Here is a 21,857-nt window from a genome sequence, read left to right as displayed (position 1 = left end):
GAGAAAAGACAAAGTGGCGCAGGCTATAGAGCATCAGTCCGACTGTATGTAGGACTTATCCGAGAGAAATCCTACACAGCAAAAAATCCCACAGAAGAAAACGGCTGCCCGTGCGACATCCGTTTTCTTCCGTTCAAGCGACTCTCACGGGTGCACGTCAAGGCTTGTCGGGAATGTTGCAACTCCCTTCACCCTGGGACAGGACGACTCTCGTGTTGGTGGGAGTAGAGGCCGCAGGTTTACCTTTGATGGTGTAGGTCACTTCGCCTTTGCCCGTCTGCGCAGTACTGGACCAAATGGGCAACAAATGCGTGGCGTAAGGTTCGATGAGCCAGATAATTCCATCTCTGGCCTGCACCTCGGTGATATTGGTGAAGGTGTGTTTTTTCCCGGCGGCGGGTACCAATACGGGAGAGGCAAAGCTGGTATAGCCCTTCCACTCCACGTCGACGTCGTCGCCTGCCTTCAAGTGAGTGCTCGGCGGGATCAAGTACTCGATGCCATATGAAGTAGCCCCACTGTTCCAGCGCAGTGAATTGCAGGTCACGATGCCAGAAGGATTGACATGCTGCGCAACGGCTTCCGGCAACTCCAGGACCAGGAAGTCGATCTGCACCGCTGTACGAGGGTCAGGCTCTTGCGGGTTTGCATGGGCCGGGTTGGAGAGTTCGTACCAGACCGGCATCGCGGCACTGGGGCCTTCGCCACGGATCACGTCCCAATCGAGCGCGATCTTGATGATGTCTCCCGCTTTGTCATTGGCGACGTCGATGACATAGGGCACACCGATCGAAGTTCCGTTCCACTTGACCTCATAGGTGTCACCGTCTGCCAGCGGTGCGACGAGTTCTATTTCTGCACCAATGTCCTCGTCTTCATCGCTTTTGATGATGACGTTTTCGACGTTTGACTTGCCGAGAATCCTGACTTTCTTCAACGCAGGGTTGCCGGGGTTCGGATCGGGGTTGCCCGGCCCGGTGTTGGACAGGTTGCATATCAACGTTTCGATTTCCGAGACAAAAGGCTCTACACCGCGCAGGCACGTATAGCTCACGGGGATGTCAATCGGCCCTGTTGCGCTGCCATAGGCTGAACGAATCATGCTCCACGGCACAAAGATATCGATCCCGTTGGCGGGATTGCCACCGACCGGTGTCCCGGGTTTAAGCTCCTGGTCTTTCCACTTGATCACGAGGGTGTCGGTGGACTTGCCTTTGTCGACTTGCGGCACATTCACCAAAACACCGCCGTTAACGATGTCTTCGCGGCGCAGCTCGCCGCCAGTGGCATCCGCTACCGTGGGTTTTGGCAACGGCGCGGGTGGCAGCGGGTCGAGCGCCACCGACATCAACTCGTACAGAGACAGCGCACTGATGTTGCCGGCCTTGTCGATGAGGACATAGCCGCCACAGCACAGGCCGTCACCGGCCTCGATGAACTTGTCCTTGGGGATTCTCACCTTGCCGCCAGGAACGATGTCCTGCGGAGGGATGAGTGGAATGTCAGTAGGATCTTCGGGCAGTTCCCCTTTTAACCAGGCATAGGCGACTTTGACGTCAATTAACTCGCCACCCTCCCACAGGGGAATTGTGGCCTCCAGAAAATCATTCGCGCCAAAGGTTGGGTCCGTAATAGGCGGCTTGATGGTGAATATCATTTTCTGCGGTGGGGCCGCGCCATTGGGCGGAACCTTGTCAATCTGGATACGAACGCGATTCGACCAGTCCTTGATCCCGACGAAGTTCTCGTGCTCGTACCGCAGGTCGAAGGGCCCCTCGTGGGTCGGATCCAGTAAAAACGTGCTGCTGATGGTAAAGTCCAGCGGCACCCAGGTGTCCCCGCCCGTATAGGAATGCTCGTCAAGAATCGCCCACTCACTACTGCCCGCTCGGGCAATCTGCAGCCTGTAGTGTTCGGTATCGCCGGGATCGGGGAGTTGCGGCCATGTGGTAATCGTCGTGGTCAGGTCTGTATTGAGTTTTACCCGGGGAATAAGCCCAATTGGCGTTCCCGGCAATACAAAATGCGACACGTCAGGGTCCTGGACTATCAGCGGCTGTGCGCCGCCGGATACGGACTCCTTTGATCTCAGTTGCTGCTCTTTCTTGTCTGAACCAGCCATGTTGGCGCTCTCCGTATTCATAACCAAGCGCCATGAATCCCATGGCGCTTGAGCTCGAAAAGCAGACCGAATACTACCGGGCACTACCCAAACGCATCCCGTCGTTCTGCGCTTGGGCGAAGTAAGCACTTTTTTGCGCAACCGCGATACTGTCAAAGTTGACAGGTACCCCCCGAAACCCCCGTACTTCGGGGGTGGGCAATTTTCCTCGCAACAGGTTGCGTCAGCGCTGGCGGGCAGCGATCTTCCAGACCCGGGCAATGTCCGTCGCCAGCTCACGTAACAGGCGCGGTGCATTGTTACAGGCCTGTTCCAGCGTCATCGGTTCGCTCGACAGCGAGAACGCGGCATCGACGCCATGGTCATACAGCTGCTGGTAATCCTCGCCCAGGGTGCCAGCGATGACGATCACCGGCACGCCACGTTCGCGGGCAATGCGCGCCACCCCAAACGGGGCCTTGCCATGCAGGGTTTGCACGTCTATCCCCCCTTCTCCGGTGATCACCAGATCGGCACCCTCTACCAGTTCGGCCAGGCCCACCAGCTCCGCCACCACCTCTACTCCGACTTTGAACTGCGCGCCCAGAAACGCCTTGGCGGCAAACCCCAGCCCCCCCGCCGCACCGCTGCCGGGTTCGTCGCGCACGTCCTTGCCCAGGACTTTGGCGCAGTGATCGGCAAAGTGCCCAAGGGCGCGGTCCAGCTGTTCGACCTGTTCGGGCGTGGCGCCTTTTTGCGGACCGAACATCGCCGAGGCCCCTTGAGCGCCGCACAAGGGATTGTCCACATCCGCGGCGATCTCAAAGCTCACGTCCGCCAGTCGCGGATCGATGCCCGACAGATCGATGCTCGCCAGTTTTCCCAGCGCCAGGCCACCTGGAGGCAAAGGCCGCCCCCGGGCGTCGAGAAACTTCACACCCAGGGCTTGCAGGGCTCCGGCGCCACCGTCGTTGGTGGCGCTGCCGCCCATCGCCAGAATCACCCGCTTCGCCCCCTCATCCAGGGCGGCGCGGATCACCTCGCCGGTACCGAAGGTGCTGCTTTTGCAAGCATCGCGGTGATCCAGCGGAATCAATTGCAAACCGCTGGCTTCAGCCATTTCGATGATCGCGGTGTGGCTGTCAGACAACCAGCACCACCTCGAATCGACGGGCGAGCCGAATGGCCCGTGCGCCTCAGCCCAGCACAACTCGCTTTCACGTGCGGCGAGCACCGCTTTGACCGTGCCCTCCCCACCGTCGGTCATCGGGCATGTGATCAGTTCCGCGTCAGGCCACACTTCAGCCAGACCGAGGGCAATGGCATCGGCCACCCCTTGACCGCTGATGCAGTCCTTGAACGCGTCCGGGGCGATGACGATTTTCATGCGAATTCTCCTTATTCAATGCATCCATGCTGCCAGCCGGCCTTGGCGATGACGCCAGTCGGCTGCGCATGCGGCAAAAGCTGTTCGTTGTTCGTGACGACCGAACAACGTTACCGTTGTAGGAATCGGCTTGCCAGTGATAACCATTTCATGACCGCCGTCGACAGCACGCCAGGCACTCGCCGTTGGATATTCCGTTTGCTCAGAGTCAGGGTTCTGGTATTTGATTGAGCCTTTCCCATCGGTAAAAGGATTTCGTCATGAGCTACCGCACGCTGGGCCATTCAGGCCTGCAGGTGTCCACCCTGACCCTGGGCACCATGATGTTCGGCGAACAGACCAGCACCGAAGATTCCCTGCGAATCATCGACAAGGCCTGGGACCAGGGCATCAATTTCATCGACACCGCCGACGTCTATACCCAGGGTCACTCCGAAGAAATCGTCGGTGAAGCGATCGCCAGTCGACGCCAGGAATGGGTGCTGGCCACCAAGGTCGGTTTCGGCCCGGTGGATGGCGTACCGAACCGCAGCGGTCTGAGCCGCAAGCACATCTTCAATGGCATCGAGGCCAGCCTGACGCGCCTGGGCACCGACTACGTCGACCTCTATTACCTGCATCGCGAGGACCACAATACGCCGATGGAGGTCACGGTATCGGCCATCGGCGATTTGATCCGCCAGGGCAAGATCCGTTATTGGGGCCTTTCGAATTATCGTGGCTGGCGCATCGCCGAGGTGATTCGCGTCGCCGACCAACTCGGCGTCGACCGGCCGGTGATCAGCCAGCCGCTGTACAACATCGTCAACCGCCAGGCCGAGACCGAGCAGATCACCGCTGCACAAAACTACGGTTTGGGCGTGGTGCCTTACAGCCCGTTGGCGCGTGGCGTGCTCAGTGGCAAGTACGCGCCGGATGTCACGCCGGACGCCAACAGCCGCGCCGGGCGCCAGGACAAACGCATCCTGGAAACCGAATGGCGCGTCGAGTCCCTGCGCATTGCCCAACAGATCCAGCAATACACCCGGGAACGCGGCGTCGGCATGGTCGAGTTCGCCATCGCCTGGGTGCTGAACAACAGTGCCGTCACTTCGGCCATCGTCGGCCCGCGTACCGAAGCACAATGGGATGCCTACACTAAGGCTCAGGCGGTCAGGATTACGGCTGAAGATGAAGCGTTCATCGATTCGCTGGTGACGCCGGGGCATGCGTCGACGCCGGGTTTCAATGACGTGAGCCATTTCGTGTCGGGTCGTAAACCGCTGACTAACTGACGATACATTTCACTTGTGGGAGTTGGCTTGCCCGCTCCCACAGGGTTTCGGGTCTTGCCCAAAATGTTGTGAATATTGATCATACGGCCAATATTCCGCACAAAAACCACGTATCCTGCGCGCCTCGTTTCACCTTCAATCACGCGAGGACAGTTTGTCTAAAGGTATCGCTCTATCGGTTTCAGCCTCGGTGCTGTTTGCCGTCATGTATTACTACACGTCGCTGCTCACGCCCTTGAGTGGCGTGGAAATCTTCGGCTGGCGCATGTTGCTCACGGTGCCGTGCATGACCGTGTTCATGGTGATGTCCGGGGAGTGGAAACGCGTCGTCGACATTGTGCGGCGAGTCGCACGCCGACCGGTTCTGTTGCTTGCCCTGATCATCTCTTCGGCCCTGGTCAGCGTGCAGCTCTGGCTGTTCATGTGGGCGCCACTCAATGGCTATAGCCTGGATGTCTCGCTGGGCTATTTCCTGTTGCCGCTGACCATGGTCCTGACCGGCCGGCTGGCCTATGGTGAACGCCTCTCCTACCTGCAAAAAATCGCCGTGTCTTTCGCCTGCCTCGGCGTGATCAACGAGGTGTATCAGGTCGGCGGATTTTCCTGGGCGACCTTGCTGGTGTGCATCGGCTACCCGACTTATTTCGTCGTGCGCAAGCGACTGGCAACGGATAACCTCGGTGGCTTGTGGCTGGACATGACCCTGACCCTGCCGGTGGCATTCTGGTTCGTGCAGAGTGGTGAACAGGGCTTCAACGTGTTTGACCAGCATCCCTGGCTATCGCTGCTGATCCCGTTGCTCGGCGTGATCAGCGCGTCGGCGCTGGTGGTCTACATCATCGCCAGTCGCTTGCTGCCGTTCAGCCTGTTTGGACTGCTGAGTTACGTCGAGCCCGTGCTGTTGCTGGGCGTCGCGTTGCTGCTGGGGGAAAGCATCAAGGCCGGTGAATGGTTGACCTACCTTCCGATCTGGATGGCGGTGCTGGTGCTGGTGTTCGAAGGGTTCAAGCATCTAATGCGACAGCGCAGACCTTAACCTACTCCAGAAACAAATGTGGGAGCGAGCCTGCTCGCGAAGGCGGTATGTGAGTCAACATGGGTGTTGAATGCACAACCGCTATCGCGAGCAGGCCCGCTCCCACCCGTTCATCAGCGTTAGGGCTTAATCGGTGGACAGCACGCCACGACGCACCTGGTCGCGCTCGATGGATTCGAACAGCGCCTTGAAGTTGCCTTCGCCGAAACCATCGTCGCCTTTACGCTGAATGAACTCGAAGAACACCGGCCCCATCAGGGTTTCCGAGAAGATCTGCAACAGCAGGCGCTTGTCGCCCGACTCGGACGAACCGTCCAGCAAAATGCCCCGCGCTTGCAATTCGCCCACCGGCTCGCCGTGGTTCGGCAAACGGCCTTCGAGCATTTCGTAGTAGGTGTCCGGCGGCGCGGTCATGAAGCGCATGCCGATGCTTTTCAGGTGATCCCAGGTCTTGATCAGGTCATCACTGAGGAAGGCCACGTGCTGGATGCCCTCGCCGTTGAACTGCATCAGGAACTCTTCGATCTGCCCGGCGCCCTTGGAGGACTCTTCGTTCAACGGGATGCGGATCATGCCGTCCGGCGCGGTCATGGCCTTGGAGGTCAGGCCGGTGTATTCGCCCTTGATATCGAAGTAACGGATTTCACGGAAGTTAAACAGCTTCTCGTAGAAATTGGCCCAGTAGGCCATGCGCCCGCGATACACGTTGTGGGTCAAGTGATCGATGATCTTCAGGCCGGCGCCAACCGGGTGACGGTCAACACCTTCAATGAACACGAAGTCGATGTCGTAGATCGAGCTGCCTTCGCCGAAGCGGTCGATCAGGTACAGCGGCGCGCCGCCAATGCCTTTGATCGCCGGCAGGTTCAGCTCCATCGGACCGGTTTCGATGTGGATCGGCTGGGCACCGAGCTCCAGGGCACGCTTGTAGGCTTTCTGCGAATCCTTGACCCGGAACGCCATGCCGCACACCGACGGACCATGTTCGGCCGCAAAGTACGAGGCCACGCTGTGCGGTTCGTTATTGAGGATCAGGTTGATCGCGCCCTGGCGATACAGGTGCACGTCTTTGGAGCGGTGGGTCGCGACCTTGGTGAAGCCCATGATCTCGAAGATCGGCTCCAGGGTATTCGGGGTTGGCGATGCGAATTCGATGAACTCAAAGCCCATCAGGCCCATTGGGTTTTCGTATAAATCTGCCATTTTGGCGCCTCATCATGCTTTTGGAATTAACAAACGTTAGTTGCTAGCGATGCTGAGACCGGAGGGTGGCGCGCAGGAGATGCCCCGCACGCTGCGGGCGAGAAAGTCACCGTAGATCAATTGGAACCCGAATATCTTCATTGTCGACCCAAGGCTTTTGCGGGCGAGGCTTCTGCTGCCAGAAGTCGTTTATTCTTGTATGCGTAACCTGATTCTACACAGCGTAAATCAGTTTGTCCGCCTTCTGTATCAAATCCCCTTTTTCCCCGGGTGTGCAAGGGGTTTATTGCACAGGAAAATCCCCGCCAGGATCAGCCCTCCTCCCAGGCACATCGCAGGCGTCAGCGGCTCGCCCAACAGCAGCGCACCGAGGATCACCGCCGTCAGTGGATTCAAGGCAATGAACACCCCGGAGCGGGTCGCGCCGATTTTGCGGATGCCGTCGTAATAACCGATGTAGGCCAATGCCGAGCCCAGCACGCCCAGGTACATCAGGCTCATCCACTGTCGAGGACCGAGATGGATCAGCGCCGCCATGCTCAGTTTCCCGCCGACGGCGCAGGTCAGCCACAGCATCGCCGTGCCGAGCAAAATCGACCAGGTCACCGTTTGCACCGGGCCCAGGCTTTGATTCAGCTCTCTGGAGCACAGCGAATAAATGCCCCAGCCGAGCACGCAACCGAAAATCAGCAGATCGCCGATCCAGGCATCGTCGTTGCTGACCGATATTGGCGGATGGCGGCTGACGATCACCAGGCTCGCCCCGGCGATGCAGACCGCGATACCCAGCACCTTTGCCCGGCTCAGGCGATCCTTAAATAGCAGCCATGAGGCCAGTCCGATCACGGCCGGGTTCAGCGCCACGATGAGCGATGCCCGCGAGGCGTTGATGTAGTGCAGGCCGTAGAAAAAGCACAGGTTGTAAAAAAAGATCCCGAAAAAGCCCAGTAGCGCCACCTGCAACCATTGCCTGGGACTGGGTCGCGCCAGTGGTATGCGCGCCACGAATAAAAACACCCGCAACGCCACGCTGGCGAGCAGGAATCGCATGCTGGCGGCAAACAACGGACTGAGGCTGTCGGCCACAAACCGCCCCGCCACAAAGGTGCCGCCCCAGATCATCGTGACGGCCGCCAGTTTCAGGTAAACCGGCGCATCGGAGGGGCTGGACAGGCTTTTCTCAAAAATCGTCATACGGACCCAACGGAGGATGGATTGCGGGGCGTATCATTCAACTAATACTTGATCATCGTAAAATGAGTAAATACTCATGACCCTCACCCAACTGGAGATCTTCTCCCTCGTCGCCGAACTGCAGGGTTTTACGGCGGCGGCCAATCGCCTGGGGATTTCCCAATCCGCGGTTTCACATGCCCTCAAATCCCTGGAACAGGAACTGGGGGTCGAGCTGTTGCGCCGCCATCAGTCCCCCATCGAGTTGAGCGATATCGGCCAGCAATTGCTGATGCGTGCCCGCGCCATGCTGGGCCTGGCCGACACCTTGCGCCAGGAAGCGGCCGACGCTCGCGGGATGAAGCGCGGGACTTTGCGCATCGGCTCATTCGGCCCTACATCCTCGATCAAATTGTTGCCAACAATCCTGCAGCACTACCGCGCCACGCACCCTGGTATCGAAGTGCACATTGATGAAGGCCCGGACCGGCAGGTGATTCAGTGGCTCGAACAACGACGCATCGATATCGGCTTCGTGGTGCTGCCCGAAGAGCGTTTCGACACGGTTGCCCTGATCCAGGACCAGATGGTCGCGTTGCTGCCGGTAGATCATCCGCTGGCGACCCGCGACAACTTGAGCCTGGCCGAGCTGTGCCACGCCCCCTTTGTGCTGACCGAGGCCGGCTCATCGGAACTGGTTTCACGGCTGTTCAGCGCCGCGCGCTTGACCCCAAACATCCGCTATCGCTGCTCGCAACTGCTGAGCACGCTGGATACGGTGGCGCGCGGTGATGGGGTGACCGTCGTTGCAGAAAGCTCGCTGCCGAAACACAGCGACCGGCGCTATGTAAAGAAACCGCTGTCGCCCGCTGTGATACGGGAGGTCGGCCTGGCAGTGCTGGATCGGCGCCAGGCCTCACCGGCGACGCGGGCCTTTATCGAACTCGCCGTGCGAATGCGTTTCTAATGAGCGGCATAAGTGCCGTGGGCCAACTATCATGGCTCGGACCCGAACTCTTAATGGGAGGCGCCTCGCCCTGCCAGCATTTGAGAGCCTAACTTGATCGCTACAGGTTTCACGAATGCCGCTCAAAGCCAAATCGCGCAGACGCAGTATCAGGATTGCCGTGACTCTGTTGAGCGGGTTGCTGCCGGTTTTATTGGGCTCTGTCATCCTTTATATGCAGGCTGAACGAGCACTCAGGCAAAGTGCTCAACAGACCGCCGAAGAAGCCATCCGCCAGTTCGAACTGATGCTCGACAATACCGCCCAGGCGGCCCGTGAGTTATTGCCGCTGGCCGGGCAAAGTTGCAGCGATGTCAATCTGGCCCTGCGTGAACAGGTCACGCGGCGCCCCTTTGTGCGTTCGACCAATCTGGTATGGGACGACACCATTTATTGCAGTTCCCTGTTCGGCGATTATCACGAGAAGATTGCGTCCGGGGATTTCAGCCAAGGCCAGTTGGAACTGATGAAGGGCAATCCGGTCACTCCAGATACGGCTCTGTTGGTGTATCGCCTCGGCATGGGCAAACAGGGCGCCATGAGTACTCTGGACGGATATCACCTGAGTAACGTGCTACGGCTGATTGGGCGCCAGACGTTGTTGTTTCTGCAATTCGGGCCCAATTGGTTGACCGTCGACGGCAAGTTTCACGTCGACATGCTGCCCGACGTCCCGGTGGCGCCAACCAGTCTCGCCTCTACTCGTTATGGGTTCAGCGTGACCGCCGGTTTTCCCAAGGGTGAAACCTGGCTTTACATGACCAGTCAGTATCCGCCGCTGTTCAGTTTGCCGATCTTTTTCGGCGTGATTTCCGGGTCGATCGGATACTTTCTACAAAAGCGGACATCGTCACCGACCCATGAAATGCGTCGTGCGCTGGAGGCGGCGGAGTTCGTTCCGTATTTCCAGGCGGTGGTGCATGGCGCAACTAAAAAGATCACCGGCATCGAAGTGCTGATGCGCTGGAATCACCCGAAAGAAGGTCTGGTGCGCCCCGACCTGTTTATTCCATTTGCCGAACATTCCGGGCTGATCGTGCCCATGACCCGGTCCTTGATGCAACAGACTGCCAGACTGCTCGCGCCCCTGTCGGCATCGTTCCCCGAACCCTTTCATATCGGCATTAACATTACCGCCAGTCACTGTCAGGACCTGGAGCTGGTCAAGGATTGCCGCGAATTTCTCGAGGCTTTTGCCCCCGGCTCCGTTCACCTGGTACTGGAATTGACCGAGCGCGAACTGATCGAACCTACCGCCCTCACCCACAGGCTGTTCGAACAAATTCGTGACCTTGGCGTGAAAATCGCCATCGACGACTTCGGGACCGGCCATTCCAGTCTCGGCTACCTGCGTCAATTCAATGTGGATTTTCTGAAGATCGACCAGAGCTTCGTCGCCATGATCGGCGTCGACACACTGTCTGGCCATCTTCTGGACAGCATCATGGAACTGGCGGACAAGCTAGACCTGGCAATGGTTGCAGAAGGTGTGGAAACTCAGGAACAAAGTGATTACCTGACCGCGCATAACGTTAACTATCTGCAAGGCTATCTATTTGGCAGACCGATGCCTGGCGCGGAGTTCATTAGTGCATTAAGCGATCATTAACTAGCCGCCTTAGCGATAGGCCGCGTTTTTGCGCACCAATTTGAATCAAAAAACTAATCTTGTTACATGACCATAAAGACATGATTTACTCTTGGTCAATTAACTACTACAATTTTTCCTGCCTGCGGAAATTTGGCAGGTGAGCCATTATCACCGAGTCGCTTCAAGGCTCTTGGCTTATAGCTTTGTTTGCGGTTGGTATCAGCCAAACACACTATTGGAGTAAAGATATTGTCCAGACTCGCTGAATTTCGTGCCGCTGAAAAAGCGCTTCAAGAACAGCTCAAGCAGCTTGAATCCCTGAAGAACGATGCCGGGCTCAAGAAAGAAATCGAGTTCGAAGAAAAGCTCCAGGGGCTGATGAAAACCTACGGCAAGAGCCTGCGCGACATCATCGCCATTCTCGATCCGAACCCGGGCAAATCCGGCCTGCAGCAAGTCGCAGCACCTAAAACCCGCCGCGCGCGCGTGGTCAAGGTTTATCAGAACCCGCACACCGGTGAACTGATTGAAACCAAGGGTGGCAACCATCGCGGCTTGAAAGCCTGGAAGGAACAATACGGTGCTGCCACCGTTGAGTCCTGGCTGCGTGGCTAAACGCTCGCTGCTGAAAATCAAAGCCCTGCCAATGCAGGGCTTTTTCATGAACACCATCCAATTGCAACGATCTGGGCCGATCAACTTGCTACTTGCCGGCCAACTTTGTGCTTAATCCCTTTGGATATCTAAACATTTCAACGCCCGCGAAAAAAAACACAGCCACTGAAGCGCTCAACTAAAGTTTCAAGCCGTTACGCGCCACCGCTATTTCATCCTGACTCGCTTTATAAGCGTCAGCCTGCCCTGCATAGGAAAGAACATAGGCTTTATCGGCATCCACCGCCGCGACCAAAGTTTGCGAAAGCACGTGACGTCCGTTTTGCGTGATGGTGCAGGTAGTTTCCAGCGCCGATAAACGGCTCAAGGTTGCCGGGTGAATCCGGTTACAGACGCTTTGATAGCCGCTCTGGAAAAAGTCCTTCTGCACTGACTTGCGCATTTCCAGCAACACGCCCTGCAGATTGACCTGATGACCGCCTTCCACCCGGGTCGTGGTCAACTCCATCACCATGACCGGCACGCCTCCCTGGTCGTTTTTCACGGCACGCTGGCGGCTGACCCCGGAAGTCGAATCCCCTTGCGGAACCTCTTCGACTTGCCAGCCGGCGGGCCAGGTCATGACCGGCGCATCGGCGTGCGCACTGACCACCGCTGATAGCACGCCGATCAAGACGAATAGGGTTTTACAGAATCGAATCATTACAATGCACACTCACTGGGGGAACCCTGAAGTCTGAGCTTCGACCGGCCGTCAGGCAATAGCCGACGGTTTTGGTTTGGTGATGTCACAGCCCTTGCGTATCATTGTTGCCATTCTTCAGCCCCACTTGTTTTCCGGAGGGCCCATGAGCCTGCAAGAACTGAACACCTTCCCCGGCGTGACCGCGCAACCCGATACCGCGACCCAGAAGTTTGTCTTCAACCACACCATGCTGCGGGTCAAGGACATCACCAAATCCCTGGACTTCTACACCCGGATCCTGGGTTTCTCGCTGGTGGAAAAACGCGACTTCCCGGAAGTCGAATTCAGCCTGTACTTCCTCGCCCTGGTCGATAAAAACCAGATCCCGGCCGATGCTGCAGCGCGCACCGAATGGATGAAATCGATTCCCGGCATTCTCGAACTGACCCACAACCATGGCACCGAGAACGACCCGGATTTTGCCTATCACAATGGCAATACCGACCCACGTGGCTTTGGTCACATCTGCATTTCGGTGCCGGACATCGTTGCCGCGTGCGAGCGCTTCGAAGCGCTGGGCTGTGACTTCCAGAAGCGCCTGAATGACGGACGGATGAAGAGCCTGGCCTTCATCAAGGACCCGGATGCCTATTGGGTAGAGATCATTCAGCCAGCACCGCTGTAACTGACTGCATAAAAAACCCCATGATCACTCATGGGGTTTTGTGTTTTCAGCGCCGCGGTTTATGCCGGGGCGGACGTGCGGATCAGGTGATCGAATGCACTCAGGGAAGCCTTGGCGCCCTCACCCACGGCAATCACGATCTGCTTGTACGGCACGGTCGTCACGTCGCCAGCGGCGAATATGCCCGGTGCCGAGGTCTCGCCACGGGCATCGACGATGATCTCGCCACGCGGCGACAACTCGATGGTGCCCTTGAGCCAATCGGTGTTGGGCAGCAGACCGATCTGCACGAAGATCCCCTCCAGGTCCACCGTCCGCAGCTCATCAGTCTGACGATCCTTGTAGCGCAGGCCGTTGACTTTCTGCCCGTCGCCGGTGACTTCAGTGGTTTGCGCGCTGGTAATCACGGTGACGTTGGGCAGGCTGTGCAACTTGCGCTGCAAGACTGCGTCCGCGCGCAGCTGCACGTCGAACTCCAGCAGCGTCACGTGAGAGACGATACCCGCCAGGTCGATAGCCGCTTCAACACCGGAGTTACCGCCACCAATCACCGCCACACGCTTGCCTTTGAACAGCGGGCCATCGCAATGCGGGCAGTACGCCACGCCTTTGTTGCGATACTGCTGCTCACCCGGCACGTTCATTTCCCGCCAGCGCGCGCCGGTCGCCAGAATCACGGTCTTGGCTCTGAGCTTCGCACCGCTGGCGAAGTGCACCTCGTGCAGCTCACCGTCCTTGCCCGTTACCAACTTGTCGGCACGCTGCAGGTTCATGATGTCCACGTCGTACTGCTTGACGTGTTCTTCCAGCGCCACCGCCAGTTTCGGCCCTTCGGTTTCCTGCACCGAGATGAAGTTTTCGATGGCCATGGTGTCCAGCACCTGCCCGCCAAAACGCTCCGCCGCCACACCGGTACGAATGCCTTTGCGGGCTGCGTAGATCGCCGCCGAAGCACCGGCCGGACCACCGCCAACCACCAGCACGTCAAAGGCTTGCTTGGCGCTGATTTTTTCGGCCTGCCGCTCAATGCCACTGGTGTCGATCTTCGCGAGGATTTCTTCCAGGCCCATGCGGCCCTGGCCGAAGTTCACGCCGTTTAGGTAAATGCTGGGCACCGCCATGATCTGGCGCTCATCGACTTCAGCCTGGAACAGCGCGCCGTCGATGGCGACATGGCGGATGTTCGGGTTCAACACCGCCATCAGGTTCAGCGCCTGGACCACGTCCGGGCAGTTCTGGCAGGACAGCGAGAAATAAGTCTCGAAATTGAACTCGCCTTTGAGCGAGCGGATCTGTTCGATCACTTCGACACTGGCCTTCGACGGGTGACCGCCGACTTGCAGCAAGGCCAATACCAGCGAAGTGAATTCATGGCCCATGGGGATGCCGGCGAAACGCAGGCTGATATCGGCGCCCGGGCGATTGATCGAGAACGATGGCTTGCGTGCATCGTCACCGTTGTCGAGCAAGGTAATCTGGGTGGAAAGACTGGCAACGTCTTTCAGCAGTTCAAGCATTTCCCGGGATTTCGCACCGTCGTCGAGGGAGGCAACGATCTCGATCGGCTGGGTGACCCGTTCCAGGTACGATTTCAACTGGGCTTTAAGATTGGCGTCCAACATACGGGCGATTTCCTTTGTATTTACAGACATAAAAAAACGCCCGAGCGAATCTCGCCCGGGCGTTTTTATTGGGCGGTGCAGCTTGCTTAGAAGGTGCGGAAGTCCGCCCTGATGAAGCGCATCACAGACTTAGATCTTGCCGACCAGGTCCAGGGACGGAGCCAGAGTAGCCTCGCCTTCTTTCCACTTGGCCGGGCAAACCTGGCCTGGGTGAGCTGCGACGTACTGGGCAGCCTTGATCTTGCGCAGCAGCTCGGAAGCGTCACGGCCTACACCACCGTCGTTCAGCTCGACGATCTTGATCTGGCCTTCAGGGTTGATCACGAAGGTGCCACGGTCAGCCAGACCGGCTTCTTCGATCAGTACGTCGAAGTTGCGGGAGATGGCGTGGGTCGGGTCGCCGATCATGGTGTACTGGATTTTGCCGATGGCTGGCGAGGTGTTGTGCCAGGCCGCGTGGGCAAAATGAGTGTCGGTGGAAACGCTGTAGATCTCGACGCCCAGCTTCTGGAAGGCGTCGTAGTTGTCGGCCAGGTCTTCCAGTTCGGTTGGGCAAACGAAGGTGAAGTCAGCCGGGTAGAAGAAAACGACAGACCACTTGCCTTTCAGGTCAGCGTCCGAGACTTGTACGAAATCGCCGTTTTTGTAAGCGGTCGCTTTGAACGGTTTAACTTGGCTGTTGATGATAGGCATCGTTGACTCTCCGTCAGGGGTTAAGAAGTTGATGGAGAGAACTTTACTCACTCGACGGACGGTTGGCTCATTGGCAAACCTCATGCCGCTGATTGGCTTTCGCTATTAGCCAGCGTTATTAATAGAAGAAAACCGAATTTACGGCTCCAGCGGCTTTTCCGAGAGGCGGGCCATGCCCAGGAACGGACTGGCTTCGATGTAGCGCATGGCGGATTTCATGTCCTTCCACCCCACATAACTCATCAACGACTTCAAATCCCAGCCACTCTGATGCGCCCACGAAGCAAAACCACGGCGTAATGAATGACTGGTATAGAGCTCGGCCGCAATGCCCGCACGCCCCAACGCCTGACGCAGCAGCGGAATGACGCTGTTGGCGTGCAAGCCCTCCTCGCTCAGATGCCCCCAGCGATCGATGCCGCGAAAAACCGGACCTCGGACCAGTGCCGCTTCAGTGATCCAGTCGATGTAGGCCTGCACCGGGCATAACCGCTGCAATGCCGGTGTCTGGTAGGTCCGGCCGAGGTTTTCCCGGTCACTCTTGCTGCGCGGCAGGTACAGGCTGATACCTGAACCGGCACTGGCCTGCACGTGCTCGACCTGGAGGCGACACAGCTCATCACTACGGAAGCCACGCCAGAAGCCGAGCAGAATCAGCGCGGTATCGCGCCTGGCACGCAGCAGCCCCGGACGATCGCCATTAGCCCTGGCCGCTTGCGCCTCTTGCTCCAGCCAGCCGATCACTTGCTCAAGATGCTGCAGTTGCAGTGGCTCGGCCTGTTTTTCCTGGGCCGGATGCAGTGCGCGAATCCCCTTGAACACCTTGCGCACCACAGGCGCCTTGGTCGGGTCGGCAAACCCCTGACTGTTGTGCCACTGCGCCAGTGCCGACAACCGCAACTTCAAGGTATTGATCGACAACACGCCGGCATGGGCCACCAGATAGCGCGCCACGCTGTCGGCCGTCGCCGGCAGGAACCCGCCCCAAGTGACTTCGAAGTGTTCGATGGCGGCGCGATAGCTGCGACGGGTGTTGTCGCGTGTCGCCGCTTGCAGGTAACGGTCCAGCTCACTCATGGCTCCAACTCTCGAATGCGTACTGCTTTTGCAGGTGAAAAAGCGGATTTCTGCTTATCACACGGGGTAATACCAGTATATCCCGTGTCAGTTAGTTGCTGTTTTTATCTTTTTCTATTCGATGGTACACTGAGTATTATGGCATTACGTACCACACACAAAAATCGCAGGAGAAATCATGGCCCGTGGCGGCGTTAACAAAGCAGTGGTCCAAGCCGCGCGTCTGGCGATCCTCGCCCGTGGCGAAAACCCGAGCATCGATGCAGTACGAATCGAGATGGGCAACACCGGCTCGAAAACCACGATCCATCGCTACCTGAAAGAATTGGGTGAAGGCACTCAACCTGAGGAGACAGACGCACCGGCGCCTATCGACGATGAGTTGCTGGCCCTGGTGTCGCGGCTGGCGCAGCGCCTGAAGGAACAGGCACAGGAACCTATCGACCAGGCCCGCGAGCAGTTCGAACAGCAACGCAAGGACCTGGAAACACGCTTGCAACAGGCCGAACAGGCCAATACGCAATTGCAGCAGCACTACGAACTGCAGAGCCTGGCGCTGGCCCAGGAATCCGAGGCCCTGCACAGCACCCAATCCATGCTGCAGACCGAACAAACCCGCAATGCCGGACTGAACCAGGCGCTGGCAGATTTCGAATTGCGCTTGCAAGACAAGGACGAGCAGATCCGCTCGCTCGAAGAGAAACACCTGCATGCCCGCGACGCACTCGAGCACTACCGCAGTGCCGTCAAGGAGCAGCGCGAACAGGAACACAGCCGCCATGAAAGCCAGGTGCAGCAGTTGCAGATGGAGTTGCGCCAGGCCCAGCAAAGCGCTCTGGTACGCCAGGATGAAATCACCCAGTTGCACCGCGACAACGAGCGCCTGTTGACCGAGAACCGGGGAACCCTGCGTGAACTGAGCTTGCTGCAAGAACAGCTCAAGCAGAGCAACAGTCGTCAGGATCAGTTACTGGAACAGGCCAATCGGGTTGACGGTGAACGCACCCTCCTCCAGGAACGCTTGCGCGTCGCCCTGCTGGAAAGTCAGTCGCTGAAACAGAACGTCGATGAACAGCTGCAGATCAACAAGTCGCTGGAAATCGAATTGATCAAGGCGCAGGCAGAACGGGAAGAAAGCGAGCGTCTGGCGGCTGCCGTTGTGACAGCGCCAGACACCGCCGGGGACGATTAACCGGCGACCGGTGTACGCATGGTGACGAACTCTTCGGCGGCCGTCGGGTGCACCCCGATGGTTTCGTCGAAGTGGCGCTTGGTGGCGCCAGCCTTCAATGCAATTGCCAACCCCTGGACGATCTCACCCGCCTCCGGACCGACCATGTGACAGCCCAGCACCTTATCGGTCGCGGCATCCACCACCAGCTTCATCAACGTGCGCTCCTGGCATTCGGTCAGGGTCAGCTTCATCGGCCGGAAGCGGCTTTCGAAGATCACCACATCGTGCCCAGCGTCGCGCGCTTCTTCTTCGCTCAAACCGACGGTGCCAATGTTCGGCAAGCTGAACACCGCCGTCGGAATCATTTTGTAATCCACCGGACGATACTGCTCAGGCTTGAACAGGCGACGGGCCACCGCCATGCCTTCGGCCAGCGCCACCGGCGTCAGCTGCACCCGGCCAATCACATCCCCGAGCGCCAGAATCGACGGTTCAGCCGTCTGATACTGCTCGTCTACCTCAACGAAGCCTTTCCCGTCGAGTTTCACCCCGGTGTTTTCAAGCCCCAGGTTGTCCAGCATCGGTCGACGACCGGTGGCGTAGAACACACAGTCGGCTTCCAGTTGTCGGCCATCCTTGAGCGTCACCTTCAGAGTGCCGTCGGCTTGTTTGTCGATGCGCTCGATGTCGGCATTGAATTGCAGGTCCATGCCGCGCTTGGTCAGCTCTTCCTGCAAATGCTTGCGCACCGAACCGTCGAAGCCACGCAGGAACAGGTCACCGCGATACAGCAGCGTGGTTTTCGCACCCAGGCCGTGGAAGATCCCGGCGAACTCGACGGCGATGTAGCCACCGCCAACCACCAGCACTCGCTTGGGCAGTTCCTTGAGGAAAAACGCCTGATTGGAGCTGATCGCGTGCTCATGCCCCGGAATCTGTGGAATCTGCGGCCAGCCGCCGGTGGCGATCAGGATGTGTTTGGCACTGTGGCGCTCGCCATTGATCTCGACCGTGTGCGGATCGATGATCGTGGCGTGACCTTCATGCAGGGTCACGCCACTGTTGACCAGCAAATTGCGGTAAATACCGTTCAGGCGATTGATCTCGCGATCCTTGTTGGCGATCAGCGTCTCCCAATCGAACTGCGCCTCGTCGAGAGTCCAGCCAAAGCCCGAAGCCTGCTCGAAGTCTTCGGCGAAGTGCGCGCCGTAGACCAGCAATTTTTTCGGCACGCAGCCGACGTTGACACACGTGCCGCCCAGATAGCGACTCTCGGCCACGGCCACTTTCGCGCCGAAACCGGCTGAAAATCGAGCCGCCCGCACACCACCAGAACCGGCACCAATCACATAAAGGTCAAAATCGTAGGCCATTTTCTATCTCCTCGGCAGGCCATCAGCATACCCGCCACCATGGGTTGGGCAAGCACTGCTATCGATATAGGGCCAGAAAATGAAAAGCCACCCGAAGGTGGCTTTTCAGTACAAGCAGCAAAGGCGCTATCAGTAAGCCTTGCCAGTCTTGTAGAAGTTCTCGAAGCAGAAGTTGGTGGCGTCGATGTAACCTTCGGCGCCGCCGCAGTCGAAACGCTTGCCCTTGAACTTGTAGGCAATCACGCAACCATCCTGCGCCTGCTTCATCAGGGCGTCAGTGATCTGGATCTCGCCACCTTTGCCTGGATCGGTCTGTTCGATCAGGCTGAAGATGTCCGGCGTCATGATGTAACGACCGATGATCGCCAGGTTCGACGGAGCATCTTCCGGTTTTGGCTTCTCGACCATGTTACGCACGCGGTACAGGTCGTCACCGATCAGGTCGCCTGCAATCACGCCGTACTTGCTGGTTTCTTGCGGGTCTACTTCCATGATCGCGACGATGGTGCAGCGATACTGCTTGTACAGCTTGACCATCTGCTTGAGTACGCCGTCACCTTCGAGGTTGACGCACAGGTCATCCGCCAATACCACGGCGAACGGCTCGTCGCCGATCAGCGGACGACCGGTCAGGATGGCGTGACCCAGACCTTTCATTTCCGTCTGGCGCGTGTAGGAGAACGAGCACTCATCCAACAGGCGGCGGATACCGACCAGGTATTTCTCCTTGTCGGTGCCCTTGATCTGGTTTTCCAGCTCGTAGCTGATGTCGAAGTGGTCTTCCAGGGCGCGCTTGCCGCGACCGGTGACGATGGAAATTTCGGTCAAACCAGCGTCCAGAGCTTCTTCGACGCCGTACTGGATCAGTGGCTTGTTTACCACCGGCAGCATTTCTTTGGGCATGGCTTTAGTCGCTGGCAGGAAGCGAGTACCGTAACCGGCTGCTGGGAACAAGCATTTCTTGATCATAAAAGTCCTTGAAAGGGCTGTGTGTACGAGTTTCGGCGCAGTCTAATCAGGCGGCGAGCACCTTACAATGCCCCGCACTGGCTAACCGATGCCATCATAGAGAAATTTTCTTGCGGATAGTTCCGCAGACAGCTGCGCCGATCGCCCGGCGGCCTGTTATTGATAGCAGACGCCGTAAGACTTGCACGTTTGTCAACCGAACGGCAATCACACCACCATACGCCCATCGACACCCGCCGCATGCATTTGGCGCTATCATGGCGCAATTGAACCAGCCAACGAGGCAGATAGATGTCGGCAGCAAAGAGCGTCAACGGTTTCCTGATCAACAAGGCGAAGGACGGACAATGGTGGGTAGGCAGCGTGGCCGGTGAAAATATCGCCGGGCCCTTTGCGACCGAAGCCCTGGCGATTGAAGTGGCATCGGTGCTGGAGCTGGAGCACCCGGAACCCAAGCGACGCGGCAAGGACAAGAGCTGATCGACACCCGAAACGCCCCACAAGCCCTGCCATTGTGCGGGGCTTTTTTAGGGGCATTGCAGCGTGGGCACCATTCTTTGTAGGAGCTCGCTCCTACAGGGTATTACGTTAGCTTCGTTTCACGGGATTGCGTGAAGAACCCTTTTTATGAATTTCGGCAAGAAGTGGCCTATCGCTATAACCTTTTGCCGCCGGCGCTGTCACAGCTTTTGCCCACCTCCTTGACGATGACAACGACATGACTAAATTCTTGCCACTGATTGCGATACTGGCCCTGAGTGGCTGCGCAACATCCCAAACCACGTACCTCAATGACGGCGAACAAGGTCTGGCCATCGATTGTTCCGGGGAAGCCAACTCCTGGGCCACCTGCTACGAAAAGGCTGACGCCTCCTGCGCCGGCACCGGTTACCGGATCGTGGGCACCGATGGCACGCCAGCGACCAAGGAAAGCGACAAAACCCTGGGTGTCGACGTCGGTAACTACAAGAACCGCAGCGTCGTGGTGGTCTGCAAGTAAGGTATTTGGCCTTACATGTGGATTTCGGCGAACTTGATGCCGAGGCCGCGCACGGTCTCGATCAGATCGTCGAGGCGACTGAAGGATTCGACTTCATCGTTGTCATCCACCAGAAAAAAGCTGCGGCCGCCGCTTTTCTTGAAAAACACGATCCACTCCCCCCGATCCGCCGGGTTCTGAATCACATGGGTGCCAGAGATTTGCCCCTGTGCATGGCGCTCCCGTACCTGCTCTCGCTTCATGCTCGACTCCAGAAATGACAATGCCGCCAAAGCCTTGCTTTGACGGCATCGATGCTGACTGTCGGCATTGTATCAGCCGGAAATGCACACGGTGGCGGCATCGCGCACATCCCGTGGGCGCAGGGGCACATTGGACATACGTTCATGCAGCTTGATGCTGCTGCCGCCGGAGCGATGTTCGATATCAAATACCGCGGCCGGCCCCGACGAGAACTTCTGCGGCACGATCACCCGCACGTCATCCTTATGCGTTTCGATCTGCAAGGCACCACGGCTGCTGGCGAGCTTTTCGCTCAAGCATTGCGCGTACTCATGGGGCTTCTTGCCTGAAATGACGTTCATGGTGGGCAAGGTCTCGCTGATTTCCGCGACACTTGCACAACCACTGATTGCCAGAAACAACGGCAGGACCCACGCACCCCACTTCATAGAAAACCTCCGATAAAGACTCTCCGACAGCAAAGACGCTGTTTTTCTCCAAGGCATACTGTATTTAACGCCCAAGGAATGCCCGATATCAGTTTTTTATTGCCAAATCGGGCGTCAACGACCGGATAATAACGCCTGCGGGCTGATAAACTGCGCCAATCGCCCATTGCTATCGTTTTGATTTTGTAGAAAAAGCCCTTCTGGAGGCGCCCATGAAATTTATCCACCAGCGCGAGCACCTCAATGAAGACGACATCGTCGTCATCCAATGCTCCCAAATGTGCAATATCCGCTTGATGAACGACGCCAACTTCCGCAGCTTCAAGAATGGCGGCCGTCACACCTACCACGGTGGCGCGTTCGACACCTTCCCGGCCCGCATCACCGCGCCGAGCACCGGTTTCTGGAACATCACCATCGACACGGTCAACCGCCGGGCGATCAGCGTGACCCGCAAACCGACCCTGACTCACTCGATCAAGATCATCCGCCGCTCCAGCTCGAAATTGAGCTGAGTGCCCC

22 protein-coding genes are annotated in these 21,857 nt (G+C 58.0%); 10 read left to right on the top strand and 12 right to left on the bottom strand.

Annotated elements, in window-relative coordinates:
* Positions 1-157 precede the first annotated feature (157 nt).
* Positions 158-2,122 (bottom strand): hypothetical protein, encoded by a 1,965-nt coding sequence (locus ACGJAX_RS20710; RefSeq protein ID WP_390955951.1) that lies wholly within the window; start codon positions 2,120-2,122, stop codon positions 158-160.
* 223 nt (positions 2,123-2,345) lie between these two features.
* Positions 2,346-3,488 (bottom strand): glycerate kinase, encoded by a 1,143-nt coding sequence (locus tag ACGJAX_RS20705; RefSeq protein WP_390955950.1) that lies wholly within the window; start codon positions 3,486-3,488, stop codon positions 2,346-2,348.
* A 260-nt stretch (positions 3,489-3,748) separates the two neighbouring features.
* On the opposite strand from ACGJAX_RS20705, the gene ACGJAX_RS20700 reads away from it, so the two are divergent.
* Both ACGJAX_RS20700 and rarD read left to right on the top strand, forming a co-directional pair.
* On the top strand, positions 3,749-4,762 hold the full coding sequence (locus tag ACGJAX_RS20700) for an aldo/keto reductase (protein ID WP_390955949.1): 1,014 nt from the start codon (positions 3,749-3,751) through the stop codon (positions 4,760-4,762).
* Positions 4,763-4,916: 154 nt separating this feature from the next.
* A complete protein-coding gene (rarD, locus tag ACGJAX_RS20695; protein WP_390955948.1) occupies positions 4,917-5,798 on the top strand; it encodes an EamA family transporter RarD in 882 nt (293 codons plus the stop codon).
* 126 nt (positions 5,799-5,924) lie between these two features.
* On the opposite strand, the gene hppD is transcribed toward rarD, so the two are convergent.
* Both hppD and ACGJAX_RS20685 read right to left on the bottom strand, forming a co-directional pair.
* Complete coding sequence (gene hppD / locus ACGJAX_RS20690) at positions 5,925-7,001, bottom strand: 4-hydroxyphenylpyruvate dioxygenase (RefSeq protein WP_090322241.1); 1,077 nt, start codon at positions 6,999-7,001, stop codon at positions 5,925-5,927.
* 249 nt (positions 7,002-7,250) lie between these two features.
* A complete protein-coding gene (locus ACGJAX_RS20685) occupies positions 7,251-8,195 on the bottom strand; it encodes an EamA family transporter (protein ID WP_390955947.1) in 945 nt (314 codons plus the stop codon).
* Positions 8,196-8,271: 76 nt separating this feature from the next.
* On the opposite strand from ACGJAX_RS20685, the gene ACGJAX_RS20680 reads away from it, so the two are divergent.
* From ACGJAX_RS20680 to ACGJAX_RS20670, 3 genes are all read left to right on the top strand, one after another.
* The gene (locus tag ACGJAX_RS20680) at positions 8,272-9,141 is read left to right on the top strand and encodes a LysR substrate-binding domain-containing protein (protein WP_390955946.1); all 870 of its coding nucleotides are present in this window, start codon (positions 8,272-8,274) and stop codon (positions 9,139-9,141) included.
* Positions 9,142-9,256: 115 nt separating this feature from the next.
* The gene (locus tag ACGJAX_RS20675) at positions 9,257-10,789 is read left to right on the top strand and encodes an EAL domain-containing protein (RefSeq protein ID WP_390955945.1); all 1,533 of its coding nucleotides are present in this window, start codon (positions 9,257-9,259) and stop codon (positions 10,787-10,789) included.
* 231 nt (positions 10,790-11,020) lie between these two features.
* Entirely contained in the window at positions 11,021-11,386 is a 366-nt protein-coding gene (locus tag ACGJAX_RS20670; protein ID WP_090322251.1) for a histone-like nucleoid-structuring protein, MvaT/MvaU family, read from the top strand.
* A gap of 178 nt (positions 11,387-11,564) precedes the next feature.
* On the opposite strand, the gene ACGJAX_RS20665 is transcribed toward ACGJAX_RS20670, so the two are convergent.
* The gene (locus ACGJAX_RS20665; protein WP_248916286.1) at positions 11,565-12,089 is read right to left on the bottom strand and encodes a DUF4946 domain-containing protein; all 525 of its coding nucleotides are present in this window, start codon (positions 12,087-12,089) and stop codon (positions 11,565-11,567) included.
* A 145-nt stretch (positions 12,090-12,234) separates the two neighbouring features.
* Between ACGJAX_RS20665 and gloA the strand changes: the two genes are divergently transcribed.
* Positions 12,235-12,756, top strand: a complete 522-nt coding sequence (gene gloA / locus ACGJAX_RS20660) for a lactoylglutathione lyase (RefSeq protein ID WP_390955944.1) — start codon at positions 12,235-12,237, stop codon at positions 12,754-12,756.
* 59 nt (positions 12,757-12,815) lie between these two features.
* Here the strand turns inward: gloA and ahpF are convergent, their stop codons facing one another.
* The 3 genes from ahpF to ACGJAX_RS20645 form a co-directional block, all read right to left on the bottom strand.
* Positions 12,816-14,378 (bottom strand): alkyl hydroperoxide reductase subunit F, encoded by a 1,563-nt coding sequence (gene ahpF / locus ACGJAX_RS20655; RefSeq protein WP_390955943.1) that lies wholly within the window; start codon positions 14,376-14,378, stop codon positions 12,816-12,818.
* 129 nt (positions 14,379-14,507) lie between these two features.
* The gene (ahpC, locus tag ACGJAX_RS20650; RefSeq protein ID WP_008155117.1) at positions 14,508-15,071 is read right to left on the bottom strand and encodes an alkyl hydroperoxide reductase subunit C; all 564 of its coding nucleotides are present in this window, start codon (positions 15,069-15,071) and stop codon (positions 14,508-14,510) included.
* Positions 15,072-15,209: 138 nt separating this feature from the next.
* Entirely contained in the window at positions 15,210-16,148 is a 939-nt protein-coding gene (locus ACGJAX_RS20645; protein ID WP_390955942.1) for a tyrosine-type recombinase/integrase, read from the bottom strand.
* Between the two features lie 178 nt (positions 16,149-16,326).
* Between ACGJAX_RS20645 and ACGJAX_RS20640 the strand changes: the two genes are divergently transcribed.
* Positions 16,327-17,340, top strand: a complete 1,014-nt coding sequence (locus ACGJAX_RS20640; RefSeq protein WP_390955941.1) for a DNA-binding protein — start codon at positions 16,327-16,329, stop codon at positions 17,338-17,340.
* Here ACGJAX_RS20640 and gorA read toward each other — a convergent pair.
* Both gorA and galU read right to left on the bottom strand, forming a co-directional pair.
* Positions 17,337-18,695, bottom strand: coding sequence for a glutathione-disulfide reductase (gene gorA, locus ACGJAX_RS20635; RefSeq protein WP_247255723.1), 1,359 nt, complete (start codon positions 18,693-18,695; stop codon positions 17,337-17,339). The genes ACGJAX_RS20640 and gorA overlap by 4 nt on opposite strands.
* A gap of 129 nt (positions 18,696-18,824) precedes the next feature.
* A complete protein-coding gene (gene galU / locus ACGJAX_RS20630; RefSeq protein WP_047529432.1) occupies positions 18,825-19,664 on the bottom strand; it encodes a UTP--glucose-1-phosphate uridylyltransferase GalU in 840 nt (279 codons plus the stop codon).
* Positions 19,665-19,955: 291 nt separating this feature from the next.
* On the opposite strand from galU, the gene ACGJAX_RS20625 reads away from it, so the two are divergent.
* Both ACGJAX_RS20625 and ACGJAX_RS20620 read left to right on the top strand, forming a co-directional pair.
* Positions 19,956-20,144, top strand: coding sequence for a hypothetical protein (locus ACGJAX_RS20625; protein WP_090322268.1), 189 nt, complete (start codon positions 19,956-19,958; stop codon positions 20,142-20,144).
* 238 nt (positions 20,145-20,382) lie between these two features.
* Entirely contained in the window at positions 20,383-20,664 is a 282-nt protein-coding gene (locus tag ACGJAX_RS20620) for a hypothetical protein (RefSeq protein ID WP_090327335.1), read from the top strand.
* An 11-nt stretch (positions 20,665-20,675) separates the two neighbouring features.
* Here ACGJAX_RS20620 and ACGJAX_RS20615 read toward each other — a convergent pair whose 3' ends face one another.
* Together ACGJAX_RS20615 and ACGJAX_RS20610 are read right to left on the bottom strand one after the other, a co-directional pair.
* On the bottom strand, positions 20,676-20,906 hold the full coding sequence (locus ACGJAX_RS20615; protein ID WP_390955940.1) for a hypothetical protein: 231 nt from the start codon (positions 20,904-20,906) through the stop codon (positions 20,676-20,678).
* Between the two features lie 72 nt (positions 20,907-20,978).
* Entirely contained in the window at positions 20,979-21,335 is a 357-nt protein-coding gene (locus ACGJAX_RS20610; protein WP_090322272.1) for a hypothetical protein, read from the bottom strand.
* Between the two features lie 212 nt (positions 21,336-21,547).
* Here ACGJAX_RS20610 and ACGJAX_RS20605 point away from each other — a divergent pair, with 212 nt between their 5' ends.
* Positions 21,548-21,850, top strand: a complete 303-nt coding sequence (locus tag ACGJAX_RS20605) for a DUF1883 domain-containing protein (protein WP_057400164.1) — start codon at positions 21,548-21,550, stop codon at positions 21,848-21,850.
* Positions 21,851-21,857: the final 7 nt, after the last annotated feature.

It is taken from the genome of Pseudomonas moorei (genome assembly GCF_042846945.1).
In the GTDB taxonomy this organism is placed as follows: domain Bacteria; phylum Pseudomonadota; class Gammaproteobacteria; order Pseudomonadales; family Pseudomonadaceae; genus Aquipseudomonas; species Aquipseudomonas moorei.
The sequence above is the reverse complement of the archived record's forward strand: the minus strand, read 5'-3'. Positions and strand labels throughout refer to the sequence as shown.

Coding starts and splice junctions, on each gene's coding strand:
- galU (WP_047529432.1), bottom strand. CDS start 19,664: ATGATCAAGAAATGCTTGTTCCCAGCAGCCGGTTACGGTACTCGCTTC.
- gorA (WP_247255723.1), bottom strand. CDS start 18,695: ATGGCCTACGATTTTGACCTTTATGTGATTGGTGCCGGTTCTGGTGGT.
- ACGJAX_RS20700 (WP_390955949.1), top strand. CDS start 3,749: ATGAGCTACCGCACGCTGGGCCATTCAGGCCTGCAGGTGTCCACCCTG.
- ACGJAX_RS20605 (WP_057400164.1), top strand. CDS start 21,548: ATGAAATTTATCCACCAGCGCGAGCACCTCAATGAAGACGACATCGTC.
- hppD (WP_090322241.1), bottom strand. CDS start 7,001: ATGGCAGATTTATACGAAAACCCAATGGGCCTGATGGGCTTTGAGTTC.
- ACGJAX_RS20645 (WP_390955942.1), bottom strand. CDS start 16,148: ATGAGTGAGCTGGACCGTTACCTGCAAGCGGCGACACGCGACAACACC.
- ACGJAX_RS20665 (WP_248916286.1), bottom strand. CDS start 12,089: ATGATTCGATTCTGTAAAACCCTATTCGTCTTGATCGGCGTGCTATCA.
- ACGJAX_RS20625 (WP_090322268.1), top strand. CDS start 19,956: ATGTCGGCAGCAAAGAGCGTCAACGGTTTCCTGATCAACAAGGCGAAG.
- ACGJAX_RS20705 (WP_390955950.1), bottom strand. CDS start 3,488: ATGAAAATCGTCATCGCCCCGGACGCGTTCAAGGACTGCATCAGCGGT.
- ACGJAX_RS20640 (WP_390955941.1), top strand. CDS start 16,327: ATGGCCCGTGGCGGCGTTAACAAAGCAGTGGTCCAAGCCGCGCGTCTG.
- ACGJAX_RS20675 (WP_390955945.1), top strand. CDS start 9,257: ATGCCGCTCAAAGCCAAATCGCGCAGACGCAGTATCAGGATTGCCGTG.
- ACGJAX_RS20710 (WP_390955951.1), bottom strand. CDS start 2,122: ATGGCTGGTTCAGACAAGAAAGAGCAGCAACTGAGATCAAAGGAGTCC.
- ACGJAX_RS20610 (WP_090322272.1), bottom strand. CDS start 21,335: ATGAAGTGGGGTGCGTGGGTCCTGCCGTTGTTTCTGGCAATCAGTGGT.
- ACGJAX_RS20615 (WP_390955940.1), bottom strand. CDS start 20,906: ATGAAGCGAGAGCAGGTACGGGAGCGCCATGCACAGGGGCAAATCTCT.
- ahpF (WP_390955943.1), bottom strand. CDS start 14,378: ATGTTGGACGCCAATCTTAAAGCCCAGTTGAAATCGTACCTGGAACGG.
- gloA (WP_390955944.1), top strand. CDS start 12,235: ATGAGCCTGCAAGAACTGAACACCTTCCCCGGCGTGACCGCGCAACCC.
- ACGJAX_RS20620 (WP_090327335.1), top strand. CDS start 20,383: ATGACTAAATTCTTGCCACTGATTGCGATACTGGCCCTGAGTGGCTGC.
- ACGJAX_RS20680 (WP_390955946.1), top strand. CDS start 8,272: ATGACCCTCACCCAACTGGAGATCTTCTCCCTCGTCGCCGAACTGCAG.
- ACGJAX_RS20685 (WP_390955947.1), bottom strand. CDS start 8,195: ATGACGATTTTTGAGAAAAGCCTGTCCAGCCCCTCCGATGCGCCGGTT.
- ahpC (WP_008155117.1), bottom strand. CDS start 15,071: ATGCCTATCATCAACAGCCAAGTTAAACCGTTCAAAGCGACCGCTTAC.